22 protein-coding genes and 2 pseudogenes are annotated in these 15,731 nt (G+C 44.1%); 5 read left to right on the forward strand and 19 right to left on the reverse strand.

Features of this window, described 5'->3' with window-relative positions:
• Window positions 1-192: 192 nt before the first annotated feature.
• The 7 genes from GN277_RS19410 to GN277_RS19440 all read right to left on the reverse strand — a co-directional run bounded on the left by GN277_RS19410 (window position 193) and on the right by GN277_RS19440 (window position 3,488).
• Entirely contained in the window at window positions 193-468 is a 276-nt protein-coding gene (locus GN277_RS19410) for a DUF2442 domain-containing protein (RefSeq protein ID WP_159752819.1), read from the reverse strand.
• A 13-nt stretch (window positions 469-481) separates the two neighbouring features.
• Window positions 482-742, reverse strand: a complete 261-nt coding sequence (locus GN277_RS19415) for a DUF4160 domain-containing protein (protein WP_159752820.1) — start codon at window positions 740-742, stop codon at window positions 482-484.
• A 214-nt stretch (window positions 743-956) separates the two neighbouring features.
• Entirely contained in the window at window positions 957-1,097 is a 141-nt protein-coding gene (locus GN277_RS19420; RefSeq protein WP_159752821.1) for a hypothetical protein, read from the reverse strand.
• Between the two features lie 65 nt (window positions 1,098-1,162).
• Complete coding sequence (locus GN277_RS19425) at window positions 1,163-1,486, reverse strand: sigma factor (RefSeq protein ID WP_159752822.1); 324 nt, start codon at window positions 1,484-1,486, stop codon at window positions 1,163-1,165.
• Between the two features lie 288 nt (window positions 1,487-1,774).
• Complete coding sequence (locus GN277_RS19430; protein ID WP_159752823.1) at window positions 1,775-2,485, reverse strand: recombinase family protein; 711 nt, start codon at window positions 2,483-2,485, stop codon at window positions 1,775-1,777.
• A gap of 469 nt (window positions 2,486-2,954) precedes the next feature.
• Window positions 2,955-3,185: a hypothetical protein gene (locus GN277_RS19435; protein ID WP_159752824.1), complete on the reverse strand. Its 231-nt coding sequence runs from the start codon at window positions 3,183-3,185 to the stop codon at window positions 2,955-2,957.
• Window positions 3,186-3,209: 24 nt separating this feature from the next.
• Window positions 3,210-3,488 (reverse strand): hypothetical protein, encoded by a 279-nt coding sequence (locus tag GN277_RS19440; protein ID WP_159752825.1) that lies wholly within the window; start codon window positions 3,486-3,488, stop codon window positions 3,210-3,212.
• Window positions 3,489-3,576: 88 nt separating this feature from the next.
• Between GN277_RS19440 and GN277_RS30420 the strand changes: the two genes are divergently transcribed.
• Both GN277_RS30420 and GN277_RS19445 read left to right on the forward strand, forming a co-directional pair.
• Window positions 3,577-3,855, forward strand: coding sequence for a transposase (locus tag GN277_RS30420; RefSeq protein WP_244324759.1), 279 nt, complete (start codon window positions 3,577-3,579; stop codon window positions 3,853-3,855).
• A 17-nt stretch (window positions 3,856-3,872) separates the two neighbouring features.
• Window positions 3,873-4,730, forward strand: coding sequence for an IS3 family transposase (locus GN277_RS19445; RefSeq protein ID WP_244324987.1), 858 nt, complete (start codon window positions 3,873-3,875; stop codon window positions 4,728-4,730).
• 4 nt (window positions 4,731-4,734) lie between these two features.
• On the opposite strand, the gene GN277_RS19450 is transcribed toward GN277_RS19445, so the two are convergent.
• The 7 genes from GN277_RS19450 to GN277_RS19480 form a co-directional block, all read right to left on the reverse strand.
• The gene (locus tag GN277_RS19450) at window positions 4,735-5,040 is read right to left on the reverse strand and encodes a hypothetical protein (protein WP_159752827.1); all 306 of its coding nucleotides are present in this window, start codon (window positions 5,038-5,040) and stop codon (window positions 4,735-4,737) included.
• Window positions 5,041-5,245: 205 nt separating this feature from the next.
• The gene (locus GN277_RS19455; protein ID WP_159752829.1) at window positions 5,246-5,668 is read right to left on the reverse strand and encodes a sigma-70 family RNA polymerase sigma factor; all 423 of its coding nucleotides are present in this window, start codon (window positions 5,666-5,668) and stop codon (window positions 5,246-5,248) included.
• Window positions 5,669-6,099: 431 nt separating this feature from the next.
• Window positions 6,100-8,154, reverse strand: a complete 2,055-nt coding sequence (locus tag GN277_RS19460) for an FtsX-like permease family protein (RefSeq protein ID WP_159752831.1) — start codon at window positions 8,152-8,154, stop codon at window positions 6,100-6,102.
• Window positions 8,155-8,158: 4 nt separating this feature from the next.
• A complete protein-coding gene (locus GN277_RS19465) occupies window positions 8,159-8,911 on the reverse strand; it encodes an ABC transporter ATP-binding protein (RefSeq protein WP_159752833.1) in 753 nt (250 codons plus the stop codon).
• Window positions 8,912-9,012: 101 nt separating this feature from the next.
• Window positions 9,013-10,026 (reverse strand): sensor histidine kinase, encoded by a 1,014-nt coding sequence (locus tag GN277_RS19470; RefSeq protein WP_016307575.1) that lies wholly within the window; start codon window positions 10,024-10,026, stop codon window positions 9,013-9,015.
• Window positions 10,023-10,694: a response regulator transcription factor gene (locus tag GN277_RS19475; protein WP_159752835.1), complete on the reverse strand. Its 672-nt coding sequence runs from the start codon at window positions 10,692-10,694 to the stop codon at window positions 10,023-10,025. Before GN277_RS19475 ends, GN277_RS19470 begins: the two co-directional genes overlap by 4 nt.
• Window positions 10,681-10,875 (reverse strand): DNA-binding protein, encoded by a 195-nt coding sequence (locus tag GN277_RS19480; RefSeq protein ID WP_159752837.1) that lies wholly within the window; start codon window positions 10,873-10,875, stop codon window positions 10,681-10,683. Before GN277_RS19480 ends, GN277_RS19475 begins: the two co-directional genes overlap by 14 nt.
• Window positions 10,876-11,044: 169 nt before the next feature.
• Between GN277_RS19480 and GN277_RS19485 the strand changes: the two genes are divergently transcribed.
• On the forward strand, window positions 11,045-11,401 hold the full coding sequence (locus GN277_RS19485; RefSeq protein WP_159752839.1) for a helix-turn-helix transcriptional regulator: 357 nt from the start codon (window positions 11,045-11,047) through the stop codon (window positions 11,399-11,401).
• A gap of 40 nt (window positions 11,402-11,441) precedes the next feature.
• Here the strand turns inward: GN277_RS19485 and GN277_RS29520 are convergent, their stop codons facing one another.
• Together GN277_RS29520 and GN277_RS19490 are read right to left on the reverse strand one after the other, a co-directional pair.
• Window positions 11,442-11,687: a hypothetical protein gene (locus GN277_RS29520; protein ID WP_204162864.1), complete on the reverse strand. Its 246-nt coding sequence runs from the start codon at window positions 11,685-11,687 to the stop codon at window positions 11,442-11,444.
• A pseudogene (locus GN277_RS19490) lies at window positions 11,653-12,285 on the reverse strand (relaxase/mobilization nuclease domain-containing protein); the annotation flags it as partial. The pseudogene GN277_RS19490 and the gene GN277_RS29520, both read right to left, overlap by 35 nt.
• 83 nt (window positions 12,286-12,368) lie before the next feature.
• Between GN277_RS19490 and GN277_RS30425 the strand changes: the two are divergent.
• Window positions 12,369-12,647: a transposase gene (locus tag GN277_RS30425; protein ID WP_244324759.1), complete on the forward strand. Its 279-nt coding sequence runs from the start codon at window positions 12,369-12,371 to the stop codon at window positions 12,645-12,647.
• A 17-nt stretch (window positions 12,648-12,664) separates the two neighbouring features.
• Window positions 12,665-13,522 (forward strand): IS3 family transposase, encoded by an 858-nt coding sequence (locus GN277_RS19495; RefSeq protein ID WP_244324963.1) that lies wholly within the window; start codon window positions 12,665-12,667, stop codon window positions 13,520-13,522.
• 40 nt (window positions 13,523-13,562) lie between these two features.
• Here GN277_RS19495 and GN277_RS19500 read toward each other — a convergent pair.
• The 3 genes and pseudogenes from GN277_RS19500 to GN277_RS19510 form a co-directional block, all read right to left on the reverse strand.
• Window positions 13,563-14,348 (reverse strand): annotated as a pseudogene (locus GN277_RS19500) (relaxase/mobilization nuclease domain-containing protein); the annotation flags it as partial.
• A gap of 56 nt (window positions 14,349-14,404) precedes the next feature.
• Complete coding sequence (locus GN277_RS19505; RefSeq protein WP_159756954.1) at window positions 14,405-14,614, reverse strand: hypothetical protein; 210 nt, start codon at window positions 14,612-14,614, stop codon at window positions 14,405-14,407.
• Window positions 14,601-15,641, reverse strand: a complete 1,041-nt coding sequence (locus GN277_RS19510; protein ID WP_159752841.1) for a PDDEXK nuclease domain-containing protein — start codon at window positions 15,639-15,641, stop codon at window positions 14,601-14,603. Before GN277_RS19510 ends, GN277_RS19505 begins: the two co-directional genes overlap by 14 nt.
• Window positions 15,642-15,731 lie beyond the last annotated feature (90 nt).

Consider the following 15,731-nt stretch of genomic DNA (forward strand, 5'->3'; position numbering starts at 1 on the left):
AAAAGTTAAGATAAAAACTCCGCAGGATAACCTGCGGAGTCCATATTCTTGCATCTGTATAATTGTTCTGCTTATCTCTTACATAATTTCAAAGCCTTATTTTCCGGCATTTTCAAGGAATGTGTCAGTTACCTGTCACTTACCCGTATGATTTCATAGCGCCACATACTATCCACTCAAGTATTCTATGCTCTATGCAATGGCATCTTTGGCAAGCGGCAGTGCATACAATGTGTCCGGATCAATATCAAGACATGTTGTATTATCCCAATTTCCACTGATATCCCAAGCAAGTGTATCATTCATTACGGTACACCTGTCCATAAATAATTCAACATCCTTTAAGCAGCAAAAAGCCTCTTTCTCAATCATCTGTAACATATCATAATATACAATTTTTCCATCTTCAAAATATACATATACCGAGTAATCCCGCATTGGTATCACCTGTACCACCTTTGGAAACATACCATCACCTCCGTTACACCAATGGATTAATTCTGTTCAAAGGTTTCCCATCCTTCGATAGTTCCCAATTCTGCATCAATTCATCCTGATGCAGAACACACCATGCCAAAATCAATTTTAACTGTCTTGACGGCAGTGCTCCCTTTATCACTCTTGCTTCATCAATTCCAATAATTGCTTTATTCCCATTATATTCAGCATGAAAATGCGGCGGGTTATGGTCGTCATAATACATGGTCACTCGTATCCCATAAAACAATGAAATTTCCGGCATTTCTTGTTCCTCCATTCTTTCCGATTCTAAAATAAATATACCACAGTTTATTCTATAAAAAAACCCACAAACAAAATCTGTCTGTGGGTTTTCCATATCTTTTCTGTTCGTAAAAGATTGCTTATCTCTTACATAATTGTGTACCCTTGAAAATAAAGGCTTTTCAGCTATATATGGTGTTACAATAGAGTTACGCTTTACATTTAACCGCTATTTACAGACACTTTCTTTTTCTCTGCTCAAGCATAATTTCTACCTGTCTTTTGTGCTTTTCATACTCTGCCTGTAATGCTGCCCTGCGTAAAGCGATATACTCCACCGTAGAAGTAAACCCATGCTCATTGAATTTATTCATACTGTTTCTATATGCCCCGGCTTCCACAATATCAAATTTTTCTAATAATTCACGCTTTGCCTTGCCTATCCGTAACCGCCGCAGTCCTTTTCCTTTATCTGGCGTATTCTGTCTATGGTTACGCCCTGTTCTCTGGCTACTGCTGCCATTGTCCGATTATTTATGAATATCTCTTTTATTATGCTGTTCTCTCTGTCGGTTGTGTAACGCTCCACAATACCCCATAATCCGAAGTAGGCTTCCTGTAATAAATCCTCCATAGGCTCATAGGCGGTATATGGCTTTATGAATTTCTTAATCAATGGCAGATTGCTTTCATACAGTAATTGCATAGAATCCGTTACAGAATAACCGTTCCTAATTTCAGAAACAATTTGCTCATTCGTCATTGCAATGCACCTACCCATTTGCTATAATTTCAGTAGATGCAGGATATAAAGAGAAGTCAGCCCACAAAAGCAACGACTTCTCTTCTATTTTATCACAAAACCGCCTTTTTGAAAATTTTAAAATATTTCAGAATGGCAACAAGACTAAGTCTTTTTGAAAATGCCCGGCAGAAAAAGGCACTAACTACCCCTATGCGACGTTTCCCTATAAGACTCCCACGGCATGATATTTAATGCAAAACAAAAGGGTATCTATGTAGCCGATATCCTCAATAGGTTTATGTGTTATTAGGCTATTTCTTCTTTCAATTCTTTCTTGTATTTGTAGTATGTTCCTTTTGATGTGTTATGCAAATATTCCCTCAATATCTTAGCATCGGAATACTTACCGTCAAAATCCTTTGATAAATCCCTTATAGTTTGCTTTATATGATCTGCTTTATCTGTCTTTATATTGCAACTTCCCTCTGGCCTGCCCTGCCTCTTACTTGAAGTAGCCTTACCCTCTGTCACTCGTTTAATAAGAAACTGTCTCTCATGCTCTGCCTGTTCAAACGCAAGCCGGATATTGTCTTTCAAGTTCTCCTGCTCAAACGCTGCCACAAGTTCCAGTATTCCGTTTATGAGGTTATCCATTTTCTTATTACTGGATGATACTTTCTCTATATGCTTTTGTGTCCGGCGTTTGTATTCGTCTGTATCTATATGCCGCTCTTTCAGAAACACAAGGGAAATACCCTTACTCAAAAATTCCATATACAGAGAAAAGCCTTCATCAGCATTTCTTGACATTCTACTGACCTCATCAAATATTATTGTATCTCCCGGCTTTACCTTATTCAGCAGTTTTTTAAACTCTGCCCTGTTATCTATGTCTTTGCCAGATTGCTTTTCGGATATAATGATTGCATCCCCATTGAATCCTATAATATTGTTTATCTGCCTTTCTACTTTCTGTTGGATTGTAGAAACTCTTACATAACCGTATATTTTACACATAAGCCGTTCCCTCTCATTCCCTAAAATAGTCCAAAAATAATTATAAATAAATTTATACCAAAATCATACTTGTTGTTGCTGTTATTGTCAACAGAAAATGGTATAATTTAATTAATAATATTTTTAGACTATTCAAAAGAAAAATAATACATGTGGGGAATCTGGGAATTGTCATAAAAGAAAGAATATGATAGAATATCAGAGAGGAACAAGCGAAAATAAATAAGCCTACCTTGTCACTTGGCTGGTGAAGGTAGGCTTATAACCTAGTCGGAGGTCAACCACTTTGTGGGCGGTTGTTTCCTCTTTTGTATCTATAATATAGCATAATCCCCAGATAAATTCAAGAATAAATTCCGTTAATGCAAACCGTTTGGGAAGTAATAGACTGCTGCCCTCTGTGGCTCTACAGGCTTGAAATACTCGTCCGGGTTTTCTCCGGCTTCTATCAATTCCTGTCTGCATTGCTCTATCCGCTGTAAAAGTTCTTCCCGGTTATCGCCACCACATCATCTAAAGAGAAATACTCATGCTCATTAAATGCAAATGCAAGGCTCATTCTCAAACCGCTGTAAATAACTTCTAATGACAAATCATAGTTCTGTATACCATCATCTATAATCGGTTCTAATTCGGCTCTGGTAACGCCATATTTGCCATAATTCGCAAGCAAATTATCTATAAGTGTGTCCTTATCCATAATGTGATCTACCTCGTTTTCTCTTTATCGTCCAAACAGAGCCATATTTTCAGCTATCGCCTTATGCCTTGCCCTTATGTCTGGAATTGCCAAAATTTCACTGCGTTTTTTCTTTTCTTCTTCTAACCACTTAATATATTGCTTTTTCGCTGGATTTTTACGTCCAAAACCCGCTCCCATCTGTTCAGCATAATAGGCATATCTTTCAGGATTGTTTCGCCTGAATTTAAAAAGTATACTATTTTCCCCACATCTTAACGCTTTTATAAAATCCTCATAGCTTGTAATCTTCTTTTCGCCCATTGTATCTACTGGTGTTAGTATATAAGTGTGGACAGGAAAAGTTGAACAACCTATACTATCAAGTGAAAAAGCAAAGGAGATGTTTTACATGGCGAAAAACCAGAAATCTTACACTCCGGAATTCAAGCAGCAGATCGTGGATCTGTATAATGCCGGAGGAACCTCGTATCCGCAACTGGAGCGTGAATATGGCGTAAATCGAAGCACACTCAGCAACTGGGTAAAACAGCTCTCCCCCATCAAAGTATCCGGGGAGGAGACGGTCACCCTTAAGGAGTATAAGGCTCTCCAGAAAGAAATCCAACGCCTTAAGATTGAGAATGAAATATTAAAAAAAGCGACCGCCTTATTCGCGAAAGAACTATAGCCGAGATTGTTTCCTTTATCCAGAACAACTTAACCCGCTACTGTGTATCTCAGCTTTGCAGCGCTCTGAAATTCCCAAGGAGTACCTATTACAAGGCTCTGGTTTGTGTACCCTCGAATAAGCAGAAGGCATATGCGGAATTCGGCAGGAAAGTGAAACAGGCATATGATGACTCAAAACAAAGGTATGGGGCTGTCAAAATATGCCGTGTGCTGAATGATAATGGTACACCTTGCAGCGTCAAGAGGGTGCAGAGGCATATGGCAGAGCAGGGACTGCGCTCTATCGTAGTAAAGAAGTACAATCATCATGCCAACCATGGCAGCATCCCGGAGGATAAGAAAAATATCCTGAGGCGTGATTTTGGGACGGAGACCATCAACCAGAAATGGTGTACGGATATCACTTACATCCATGTACAGAAAGAAGGATGGACCTATCTGGCTTCTGTCATGGATCTGTGCAGCCGAAAGATTATAGGGTATGCCTATGGCACATCTATGACGGCGGAACTGGCGGTTAAAGCGGTAGAAAACGCATGCCTGAATGTCAGGGATACCGAGGGGATCATCCTTCATAGTGATCTTGGAAGTCAGTATACGAGCCAGACATTTGAAGACTGCCTGGGCAGTAAAGGAATCCTGCATTCATTTAGTCGTAAGGGAAATCCATACGATAATGCCTGTATGGAATCTTTCCATTCCGTACTGAAAAAGGAAGAAATCTATCTTCATACTTACCAGGATTTAAAGGAAGCTCGCAGAGCAATCTTTAAATACATAGAGGGCTGGTATAACCGTAAACGGATCCATAGCTCTATCGGTTATCTGACACCACAGCAAAAGGAGGATGAGGAACTCAAAAAAGCAGCATAATCTTTCAACTTTTTTTGTCTAAAGTATTGACATAGATCCAATCTGACTTTGAAAAGAAAGCTGTATCCACATTGCGATCTGCTGTTGCTAACAGTAAATGGGTACAGCTTTCCTGATCTAATCGGTTATTTTTCGCCACATTTGCCACGCACCCCTGACGATGGGGGCACTTCTGGTCTCCGCTGGCGCGGCTGTCATAACTCCGCAGCGTCGTTTTACTCGTGCGCCGCAGGGTTCCTCCCAAGTCTTTAGGAGGCCGTGAAGAAGTATCTTTAAGCCCCCATGCAGTCACCGCGCCCTGAAGTGCCATCTCCAGGTTCCAGGCTTACGTTGATCGCTCAAGACAGCCGATTCATCACCTCCTTGGCTTGTCCTTCTTGGCGGCGCGCCTGATTCGCTCATACATGGGTTATGTACCAGAAATGCCGTCTATTCAGTTGTCAATGTGCCAATGAAGGGGAAAAATTGTCCTTCTAATAGTAGTGAAGAAAACAGCGATATTTTGGCCATGTAAATTAAACTTTTTCCATTTTCTTGGCCAGATACTTTAAGCCGCGCTTGATGCTCTTATATACCCAGCTGAGATCAACACCATCAGCCTGGGCAATTTCCTTGACGGTCATGCCCAGGTAAAACCGGGCATAAATCCACTTGGCCTGTTTGTCCGGTAGCTCCATCACCGCAGCATAGAGCTGATCACGGAGCTGCTTGTCCTCCAGAATTTCTTCCGGGGTCGGTGGGTACTGCACCACTGCCTTCTCAATGCCATTGTCGCAGTCAAGAGAGTAGTGCGCTTTGTAGTTATACATCTGGCGCAGGTATCGTGCTTCAGCTCGTTTATCTGCCAGGAACACAGCTTGTACTTCATCGGTCACTTCCAAAAAAGTATCTGTTTTATAAATATCGGGATACAGCTCCCGAAGATTGATTTTCTGCATTATGTACCTCCATTTCGGTTCACGGGTCCAGTTGGCGAGTGAGCCGAAATGGGGCGGAGAACGGCACCGGCACAATTCGGGGCTATTCCACAAAAAACGACAAAAGAAAACGCCAGTCTCCCAAAGCTGGAAACTGGCGTCATATTTATTCCATACCTTCTGATTGCCGATTAACCAGTAGGATGCTGCCGGTGGTGGTGCGTAAGAGGTCGCTGCATGAGAAAGGCTTTTTTTGATGAATTACATATTACTGCTCTCATGGCGACTCCCTTTCTAGGCCGCCAATCTTGGTATCACACTCCTTCGGGCATAATAAAGCGGCGGCCTTGATTCCTCAAAGCCGCCGCTAGTCATATAGGCGTGTCAAAAAAGTTGCTGTACGACGGCTTTTTTCTTTTGCCGTCGTCCGGCAGATGAAGTTTTTATTCTGTTTATTTCTCCAATGTCATGGGGATTATTTCTTTCCTCATAGTTTGAGAAGTGATAAACATATAAAGGAAATAAATGAGTGTAAAAATCAGTAAAGCACTTATAACAACAGACGCTATCAATGCGACTAGATTATCAAATACAGGCACATCATAAGAAGCCACAAAAAGCGCATCGCTCATTGATTTTAATAAGCAGCTACCTACGACCAAAGCAGGAACAAGTGGCAGAGTAAAATAAAGGAAAATATGCTTTCTCAACATTTTTTCAAGAACAACCACTTCATTTCCCATTGTTCGTATTACATCATATTGACGCTTTATTGTTTTAACTTCCGTCAAAAGCTGGACAGCGAGTATTACAATGCTAATTATGCCGATAACCAGCGACAAGTAGCACAATGGCAAAATAATTAAAATAGCTTGGCTGGTAGGTGTACTTGCTAATTTGCCCGTGTAATAATAGTTTCCTTTATCGAGGATTTTTGTTGTGTATCCGTTTTCCCCGGAAGCAACCACATTGGAGTTCAATGACATAACTTGCGGAAATTCGTTTTCCAATTCAGACATATCAATCACTGTTTCGGATTGGGCAACATAGAGGCTGTACATTGCTTCCATATTTTCAATATAGTGATCCGGGACAACGATTACAAAATCTTGGCCATTACCATATCCACCATACTGTGAGAACGCCTCAGTAAAAATATCCTTGCAAACCAGAGTGCCTTTTTCAATCTGAAAATTTGCAAATGTATCTTTCAGATATGGCAGACAATGAATGATGTACTGCTCTTCTGACAATGGTATTTGAGGCAGGCCCAACATTGCCCGCAAATTACAATAATCACTATATTTCATAAAGGCATCGTACTGGTTTTCTGCAATAACATAGTCGTTGATTGACACGGTTTTGCCTGCCCTGTTCCAGTATTCTGTTAAGACTCGATTTCTAATGTCAGTAAATTGTGTGCTTTTATCCGTATATAAGCAATAGGAATATTGGTTGTCTACATCAATGCGTTCATTCAAGAATGAGGAATATTGGCTATAATCACTGTTCTCACCTACATGAACAATCTCAAGGCCGAATGGCTGCATAACAACTGCTTTCTCCATCACTTGATAAAAAGCATTTGTCATACCGATACAAACGATGGTGCAGGTGAATAAGATTGAGATCACACCTAATGAGAAACTCATTTTATTGGATTTTGAAAGGAACATTCGTAAGGTAACTAAACGACTTCCTTTGTATTTCCAGTTTCGAGATTTATTGAACATTTCGTGTATGATATAAATAAATCCTCGAAAGAAGAACAACAGCCCCAACATTGCCGAAACTGCACCTGCGGTAATGCTTGCCACTGTCTGTTTTGTTCCCGCAAACAAATAGAAACTTACAATGAGCATTACCATAGAAACCAGCAAAAACATGAAGCCAGTTTTAGATTGGTGTTCACAAACACTACTGTTATTCCGACTGTAATTCAACAGATCTATCAATTTAATCTTTTGCACTTTTCTATTCGTCTTAATCAGTGCGATTATATAGACAATGCAAAATTCGATGCAAGTCAAGCCGACTGCTGATACAGAAAGAAAAGCTAATAATGCTTCTTGAAAGTGGAATAAATTTGAAACAAAACTTTCTAATATTTTAGAAACTAAAATCCCAAAGCCAAAGCCCACAATAACAGCCATAAGGCCCAAAAAAGCATTTTCCTTAAATATCATTTTGCAAATGTCGCTTTTTTCTACACCCAATATCATATAAGTGCTAATTTCCTTGCTGCGACGCTGCAAGATGAAGTCCATCATGTAGCTGATAAACCACCCAAATGCAAATACAACGACGGCAGAAAAAAGGGTGGCAATCACGCCAATATCACCGTTTCCACTCTCGGCAAATAGACGAAAAAGCTGTTGCATAGTACGAGAAACAATAAGAGAATTGAACGCATACATAAGGGCAACAACGCCGATAAGGGAAAACCAAAAAATCTTGTATTCACTTAACTGCCGTTTCATATTACGATGTGAAAGACTTGCAAGCATAATTTCAATTCCCTCCCATCATGGTGAGGACATCCAAAATCTTGTTAAAGAAAGTCCTGCGAGAATCGTTGCCTTTGCGAACTTCCGTAAAAATCATGCCGTCGCGCAAAAAGAGAATACGATTTGCGTAACTTGCGGAAAAGGCGTCGTGCGTCACCATCAGAATGGTTGCTCCTAGGGTTTCATTGATACTCTGAATGGTGGAGAGCAGCATCTGGGACGAATGGCTGTCCAGTGCGCCGGTGGGTTCGTCCGCCAGAATCAGCTTGGGATTGTTGATGATGGCTCTGGCGCAGGCGCACCGCTGCTTCTGGCCGCCGGACACCTGATAGGGGTATTTGTCCAGAATATCTGTGATGTTCAGCTTTCTGGTTATTTCCCGCACCCGACCATCGATCTCGCCTGCGGAGACCTTGTTGATGGTCAGCGCCAGGGCGATATTTTCGGAGATGGTCAGGGTGTCCAGCAGGTTAAAATCCTGAAACACAAAGCCCAGGTTCTCCCGGCGGAACCGGGCAATCTGCTTTTCGTTGATTTCGGTCACATCGGTTCCATCTAAATAGATATGTCCCGCGCTGACGGTATCAATGGTGGAAATGCAGTTGAGCAGGGTGGTCTTGCCGGAGCCGGACGCGCCCATGATCCCCACAAATTCCCCTTCCTCCACGGAAAAGCTGATGTCCTGAATGGCTTTTGTGACATTCCCGCCGTTACCGTAATATTTCTGGATATGTTCCAGCTTCAATACTTCTTTCATAACTATCACCTCTGCTCTCTATTGTAAAATAGTGCGAACGGCGTTTGTATCAAGTTTTCTTACAAAGTTCTAACAAAAATGTAAGAAGTGCAGGACTACAATCAGCCCTGCACTTCATGGATCAGACAGTTGATGTGAAACGCCAGGGAAATGGCGGTTCCTTGTCCCGATGATTCCGCCGCAATGCCGATGCCCAGCTTGTCACAGAGCCGTTTGCACAGGTACAGGCCGATGCCCGTGGACTGCTGGACCATGCGCCCGTTCTGCCCGGTAAACCCCTTCTCAAAGACGCGCGGCAGGTCGGCGGGAGAAATCCCGATGCCGTTGTCCTCCACCACGAGGATTACCTGATCCTGCTGCCTGCGGGTGGAAAAGCGGAGAACCGGCTGTCCGGACCGATACTTGACTACGTTGGCAATCAGCTGGTTCAGGATAAACCGCACCCATTTTTCATCGGAATAAACCGTATCCGCCATTTCCTCTACTTCCAGCCGCACCCCGCTCTGAAGCAGCAGGTATTTGTTGTCCGCAATCGCCTGATGCACCACTTGGGACAAGGACATTTCCCGGACGGAATAATCCTTCTCGGTGTGTTCGCTGCGGGCATAGTAGAGCGCCTGTTCGGTAAAGCGGTTGGTCTTTTCCAGTTCCAGAAGAAGTTCCTTTGTCCAGTCCGTCCGGTGATTTTCGCATAACAGCTTCATGGCGGTGATAGGCGTCTTGATCTCGTGAATCCACTGCTCAATGTACTCCTTGTATTCCAGGCGCTCCCGCCGAACCTCCCCGATCTGCTCCAGCATAGACTTCCCGGCCATTTTCAAAAGCTGGTAGTACACCTGATCCTCTGCCTGCTCCGGCAGCTCCATCACTTCGGAAATAAGATAGCGTTCCGACAGCCATCCAGCCATATCTAAAAGTTTTTGCATCTGCTGTTTCCGTTTCCAGTAGGTGAGGAACAGTCCCGACAGCAGAACCACCGCCCACACCACGAGAATCAGAAGCACCACCGAGATGGAGTTACCGCACACCAGCAGGAACACGATGAGGGCCACCATGCAGATCAGGTTGGTTAGCAAAAACGGGATTCTGTTTTTCCAATATCGTCTGCTATTCATATCATGTACCCTTGCCGGTGCTTGGTCTTAATAAAATCGGTTAGTCCAATGCCCGCCAATTTCTCCCGGATGCGGTTGATGTTGACGCTCAAGGCGTTGTCATCCACATAAAGTTGGTTGTCCCACAAAAACTCTACCAGATCTCCGCGGGCGCAAATTTTCCCCGCATTTTTGAACAGGTAATAGAGGATTTTCAGTTCGTTCTTGGTCAGCTCCACACTCTGCCCGTCATAGTCCAGACTGCTGGATTCCAAGCGCAGCACCGCACCCCCGCAGGTCATTTGCTCGCTTTGCTGTACCGGATATGCTCGCTTGAGCAGGGAGGCAATCTTCGCCAGCAGGATGGCCGTATGATAAGGCTTCGTAATAAAGGCGTCGCCGCCCAGCATGATACTATTGAGTTCATCCATATCGGTATTGCAGCTTGTCACAAAAATAATAGGGATATTTGAATTGCTGCGAATTTGAGAACAGATAGAAAAGCCGCTTTCATTTGGCAATTTAATATCTAATAAGACAAGGTGTGGTTCTTCTGTTCTAAACGTATCGTTCACCTTTGAAAAATTCTTTACTGAAACAGCAGTATAGCCATTGCCGCGCAAAAGAGTTTCCAATTCACCTTGAATAACAGGATCATCTTCAATGATCAATATTTTATATGGTTTCATGTTTTAATTCCCTTCCTTGTTTCGTTCGCATATCCACAGGCTTTTCTGCCTCTTTTGGAATTAGCCAGACACCGGCCATTTTGACAGTACCAGGTATGCGTCCATCGGTACAGTAATAATTGATCTGTCGGGATGAAACTCCCCATTTTTCGCTAGTTTCTTTTAATGTCATATAGTCCATCTTTGCACCTCCTGCAACCCATTTTATTATATTTCCATTGCTCGAAGAATACAAGCCTACAGCCATGCTATCAATAAGAAAATCGGTATAATCATACCGGCAAACCGGAATGATAAGGTTATTCCTCAAATTAAACCGGAACGATACAATATTATTGAGGTGAACGATAATGCCGATTGACGATTTGACCGCTTTGGGAGATGCGCTCCGAGCAGCACGAAAACAAAAAAATCTGACGCAGGAACAGCTTGCAGATGAATCCCATGTTTCTACCAAACAGATTGCTGATATTGAGAAAGCCAGGAGAAATCCTTCCTATCTGATTTTGAAAGCATTAGCAAAGGTGGTTCATCTTTCACTGGATTCGCTTATATGCCCGGATCTTTCGCCGGACGAAGCAGGGCAGAATGAGATGAAGCTACTCTATATGAACTGTCCGCCAGAGATGCGTGAAACATTGTTGCGCCACACTCGTGGATTTGTAGAGGAACTAAAGGAACTCTCCAAGAAACTTGAAACAAAGTAGGCCAGTGAGCGAAATTTGAAGGTTTCGTCACTGGCTTATTTTATTCCTGCGGGAAAGAGGCAAGCAATGCCGGTGTTAATACACACCGGCCACAGAGCGGAAAATCCCTGCCGGGATTTCCGTTCTGTTTGCTTGTTGAGGGCAGCGCCCCCAAGCCCCTTTGAACACAGAATTTCATTCTGTGGCTGCGCGTTCCTGCGGAACGCTTTTCATCTGCCTGCGGCGGTGAGAAAATACGAAAAAACGGAGCGTCAACGGTCCTGCCCTTGTTCTTTTTCCCGGTCATTCTGACGTTCCTCCCCGTATCCCATCAGCCGGTCCACATTGGCTTTCGCGGTCAGCAGTTCCCGCATTTCCTCGCGGGATCGCCGGTACTCGGCATAGTCTTTTTTCTTTCCTTCCAACAGCTGGGCATACTCGGCCTGCAAGCTCTTGACAGTAGGCAGCTTCTTGATACCCAAATCGTCAAATGCCTGCTTTGCCGCCTTGTGGATCAAAATCTCCGATTCATGTTCTGCTAAAAATTTCTTGGAATACCCAGCCTTGCGATAGGCCGTATAGACCTCGCGGGTTTTAACGTAATTGACGATGTGGGTCCGCAGTACGGCGATTTCCGCCATGCGGGTTTCCGCCGCCTTAATCTGGGCCGACAGCTCATTGTGACGGGCCGTAGCCGCTGCCGCTTTTTCCTCCAAAACTGCGTATTCCAGCAAACCATGCTCGGTGAGATAGTTCATTGTCTGCGCCATCTGTTTGAGATTAAATACCTTTGCCCAGCGCGCATAGCCAGCGCCTTTTCCGGCCTGCAATTTTGCCTGAATATCCACCAGAAGATTGACCTTCGGAGTGGGAGTTGAAACTGCATCTTTTCTGCGGGGTGTATGCTGCTGGTGTTAGTATATAAGTGTGGACAGGAAAAGTTGAACAACCTATACTATCAAGTGAAAAAGCAAAGGAGATGTTTTACATGGCGAAAAACCAGAAATCTTACACTCCGGAATTCAAGCAGCAGATCGTGGATCTGTATAATGCCGGAGGAACCTCGTATCCGCAACTGGAGCGTGAATATGGCGTAAATCGAAGCACACTCAGCAACTGGGTAAAACAGCTCTCCCCCATCAAAGTATCCGGGGAGGAGACGGTCACCCTTAAGGAGTATAAGGCTCTCCAGAAAGAAATCCAACGCCTTAAGATTGAGAATGAAATATTAAAAAAAGCGACCGCCTTATTCGCGAAAGAACTATAGCCGAGATTGTTTCCTTTATCCAGAACAACTTAACCCGCTACTGTGTATCTCAGCTTTGCAGCGCTCTGAAATTCCCAAGGAGTACCTATTACAAGGCTCTGGTTTGTGTACCCTCGAATAAGCAGAAGGCATATGCGGAATTCGGCAGGAAAGTGAAACAGGCATATGATGACTCAAAACAAAGGTATGGGGCTGTCAAAATATGCCGTGTGCTGAATGATAATGGTACACCTTGCAGCGTCAAGAGGGTGCAGAGGCATATGGCAGAGCAGGGACTGCGCTCTATCGTAGTAAAGAAGTACAATCATCATGCCAACCATGGCAGCATCCCGGAGGATAAGAAAAATATCCTGAGGCGTGATTTTGGGACGGAGACCATCAACCAGAAATGGTGTACGGATATCACTTACATCCATGTACAGAAAGAAGGATGGACCTATCTGGCTTCTGTCATGGATCTGTGCAGCCGAAAGATTATAGGGTATGCCTATGGCACATCTATGACGGCGGAACTGGCGGTTAAAGCGGTAGAAAACGCATGCCTGAATGTCAGGGATACCGAGGGGATCATCCTTCATAGTGATCTTGGAAGTCAGTATACGAGCCAGGCATTTGAAGACTGCCTGGGCAGTAAAGGAATCCTGCATTCATTTAGTCGTAAGGGAAATCCATACGATAATGCCTGTATGGAATCTTTCCATTCCGTACTGAAAAAGGAAGAAATCTATCTTCATACTTACCAGGATTTAAAGGAAGCTCGCAGAGCAATCTTTAAATACATAGAGGGCTGGTATAACCGTAAACGGATCCATAGCTCTATCGGTTATCTGACACCACAGCAAAAGGAGGATGAGGAACTCAAAAAAGCAGCATAATCTTTCAACTTTTTTTGTCTAAAGTATTGACATAGATCCACTGCTGTTCTCCGGCAAGGACCGCCCGTATTTCATCTTCACTGTATCCCTTGCCCAGCTTTCCATCCATGCGGGCAACATTCTTCCAGCCGGGGGCTTTGAGCCGGATTGCCTGTCCCCGGCGCGACACTTCACAGCCCATTTCCGCAAGCAGTTTTAACAGCCCGTCAAAGTCTGCCGGTTTCTGTTCCAATGCCTGGTCAATCATCATACGGAGCTGTTCCCGGTGGGAGGGCTTTGCCTGATCCCCCAGCCACTTGTTATAGCTTTTTCCATGCGGTTTTGGGTCCTCTACAATGGAATAGCCGTTCTCAACGCAGATGGTATCGTTGAGCCGCCGGACCGCGCGGGTGCTGCCCCAAAAGTTTCGGAATTTCCGGTCACAGTTCACATTGACCGCGTTCCAGATGATGTGATTATGGATATGGGACTTGTCGATATGGGTGCAGACCACAAAGGCGTGATTACCCTTTGTGAACCGTTTGGCAAACTCCACGCCCAGCCGGTTGGCTTCTTCTGGGGTAATCTCGCCGGGGACAAAGGACTGCCGGACATGGTAGGCCAGCACATCGTCCGCGCCGCGTACCCGGCCAGTGGTGGAAATGTACTCCCGTTTTGCCAGCAGAAACTCGGCGTCGGCTACCCGGCTGTCACACGCAAAGCCGGTGACAAGCCTGCCGTTATCTGTCTTTTGCGGGTTGGCTACATAGTCGATAATGTCACTGACCGCTTGACTTTCGGTGCGGTCCTTGCCGATGTGCAGCGGCATGATGCGTGTGGTTGCCATGATAGAATCCTCCCTTCATAACAAAACGGCCTGCATACGCAGACCGCTTGTTTCTTTTATTCACCATTTTTATATCGGATGACCGGAATTTGTTTGACCTTTTTTCCAATGGTCCGGCGTTCTAACGCAAAGACCATATCACTGGTACGCTCAAAAAATCCGATGTCCTTTTTCCAGCTTATCCCGCATTTACAATGCTGTAAGCCGATGAATTGCTGTTTCATTTTTCTGCCGCAGTCGGGGCAGACTTTATTACTGGTTCCCATCGTTTTTGTCATGCCATTTTTTCAGAACCGCCTCTACCTGTGCGACCAGCTGCTCCTTGTCTGGCATATAGAGGACATAGCGGGATGCAAAGATATTGTTGGATAAACCGCCCAGCGCATATTCTGCCGCCACACCCTCCTTATCGGTACAGAGGATAATGCCGATAGGCGGATTGTCATCATGGTCATTGACTTCCGCCGCATAGTAGTTGAGGTACATATTCAGCTGTCCGGCAGCCTCCGGCGTCAGTTTTTTTGTTTTCAATTCAATCAGCACATAGGCTCGCAGGATTTTGTTGTAGAAAACCATGTCCACATAGTAGTGGGTATTGTTTAAGGTGATCCGCTGCTGAGTTCCTACAAACATGAATCCCCGGCCAAGTTCCAGCAGGAATTTTTCAATCTGCATCACAAGCGCCCGTTCCAGATCACTTTCCAGGTAAGGCTTGTTTTCTGGAATCCCTAAAAACTCGAATACATAGGGATCGCGGATAATATCGGCTGGCTGTGCGATTTCAATTCCCTTTTGTGCCAGCGAGAGAACCTTTTCTTTGTTGGCGTCGCCACTGGATAATAAGAGGCGTTCATACAAGGAGCTTTCAATCTGCCGTTTCAGCTCCCGTACCGACCAGCCGGAATTGACAGCCTCTTTTTCATAAAAGCTGCGTTTGCTCTCATCGGAGATCGTCAAAAGCTCGCAGTAATGGGACCATGACAATTTAACAGACGCTGTCTGTTGAATTGGGTAAGACTGATAAAACCGCCTCATAAATTGAATGTTGGAAACAGAAAAACCCTTGCCAAACTCCCTTGTCAGTTCTTTGGAAAGTTCTTTTAAGGTCTGCCTTCCATACTCTGCGCGAAGCTGGCTTTGCTGCTCATACTCCACGATAATCCGGCCAATGTTCCAATAGGTTGTAAGCAGCTCAGTATTGACCTGTTGAGCGATATTATTTCTTGCGTTTTCCAGTAATTTTCTGATTTCCAAAATCATCGGATTGTCCGGTGATAACTGATGATTATCCATATATACACTCCTCTATGAAAAAGCCCGTCCGTTTGCGGGGGGGTCTACACTTTGACCTTTATCAGTATATCCTATTTCATGCCGAAAGTA

The sequence above is a fragment of the Sporofaciens musculi genome (assembly GCF_009830285.1).
GTDB lineage: Bacteria > Bacillota > Clostridia > Lachnospirales > Lachnospiraceae > Sporofaciens > Sporofaciens musculi.

Bases quoted from the DNA above. Each gene is read 5' to 3' on its own strand.
- GN277_RS19465 (WP_159752833.1), bottom strand. From the start codon at position 8,911: ATGAAAGAAGTATTGAAGCTGGAACATATCCAGAAATATTACGGTAAC.
- GN277_RS29520 (WP_204162864.1), bottom strand. From the start codon at position 11,687: ATGACCGGGAAAAAGAACAAGGGCAGGACCGTTGACGCTCCGTTTTTT.
- GN277_RS19450 (WP_159752827.1), bottom strand. From the start codon at position 5,040: ATGGCACTTCAGGGCGCGGTGACTGCATGGGGGCTTAAAGATACTTCT.
- GN277_RS19435 (WP_159752824.1), bottom strand. From the start codon at position 3,185: ATGGATAAGGACACACTTATAGATAATTTGCTTGCGAATTATGGCAAA.
- GN277_RS19460 (WP_159752831.1), bottom strand. From the start codon at position 8,154: ATGCTTGCAAGTCTTTCACATCGTAATATGAAACGGCAGTTAAGTGAA.
- GN277_RS30420 (WP_244324759.1), top strand. From the start codon at position 3,577: ATGGCGAAAAACCAGAAATCTTACACTCCGGAATTCAAGCAGCAGATC.
- GN277_RS19455 (WP_159752829.1), bottom strand. From the start codon at position 5,668: ATGCAGAAAATCAATCTTCGGGAGCTGTATCCCGATATTTATAAAACA.
- GN277_RS30425 (WP_244324759.1), top strand. From the start codon at position 12,369: ATGGCGAAAAACCAGAAATCTTACACTCCGGAATTCAAGCAGCAGATC.
- GN277_RS19505 (WP_159756954.1), bottom strand. From the start codon at position 14,614: ATGGGAACCAGTAATAAAGTCTGCCCCGACTGCGGCAGAAAAATGAAA.
- GN277_RS19415 (WP_159752820.1), bottom strand. From the start codon at position 742: ATGCCGGAAATTTCATTGTTTTATGGGATACGAGTGACCATGTATTAT.
- GN277_RS19470 (WP_016307575.1), bottom strand. From the start codon at position 10,026: ATGAATAGCAGACGATATTGGAAAAACAGAATCCCGTTTTTGCTAACC.
- GN277_RS19510 (WP_159752841.1), bottom strand. From the start codon at position 15,641: ATGGATAATCATCAGTTATCACCGGACAATCCGATGATTTTGGAAATC.
- GN277_RS19480 (WP_159752837.1), bottom strand. From the start codon at position 10,875: ATGGACTATATGACATTAAAAGAAACTAGCGAAAAATGGGGAGTTTCA.
- GN277_RS19475 (WP_159752835.1), bottom strand. From the start codon at position 10,694: ATGAAACCATATAAAATATTGATCATTGAAGATGATCCTGTTATTCAA.
- GN277_RS19485 (WP_159752839.1), top strand. From the start codon at position 11,045: ATGCCGATTGACGATTTGACCGCTTTGGGAGATGCGCTCCGAGCAGCA.
- GN277_RS19440 (WP_159752825.1), bottom strand. From the start codon at position 3,488: ATGGGCGAAAAGAAGATTACAAGCTATGAGGATTTTATAAAAGCGTTA.
- GN277_RS19420 (WP_159752821.1), bottom strand. From the start codon at position 1,097: ATGAATAAATTCAATGAGCATGGGTTTACTTCTACGGTGGAGTATATC.
- GN277_RS19425 (WP_159752822.1), bottom strand. From the start codon at position 1,486: ATGACGAATGAGCAAATTGTTTCTGAAATTAGGAACGGTTATTCTGTA.
- GN277_RS19410 (WP_159752819.1), bottom strand. From the start codon at position 468: ATGTTTCCAAAGGTGGTACAGGTGATACCAATGCGGGATTACTCGGTA.
- GN277_RS19430 (WP_159752823.1), bottom strand. From the start codon at position 2,485: ATGTGTAAAATATACGGTTATGTAAGAGTTTCTACAATCCAACAGAAA.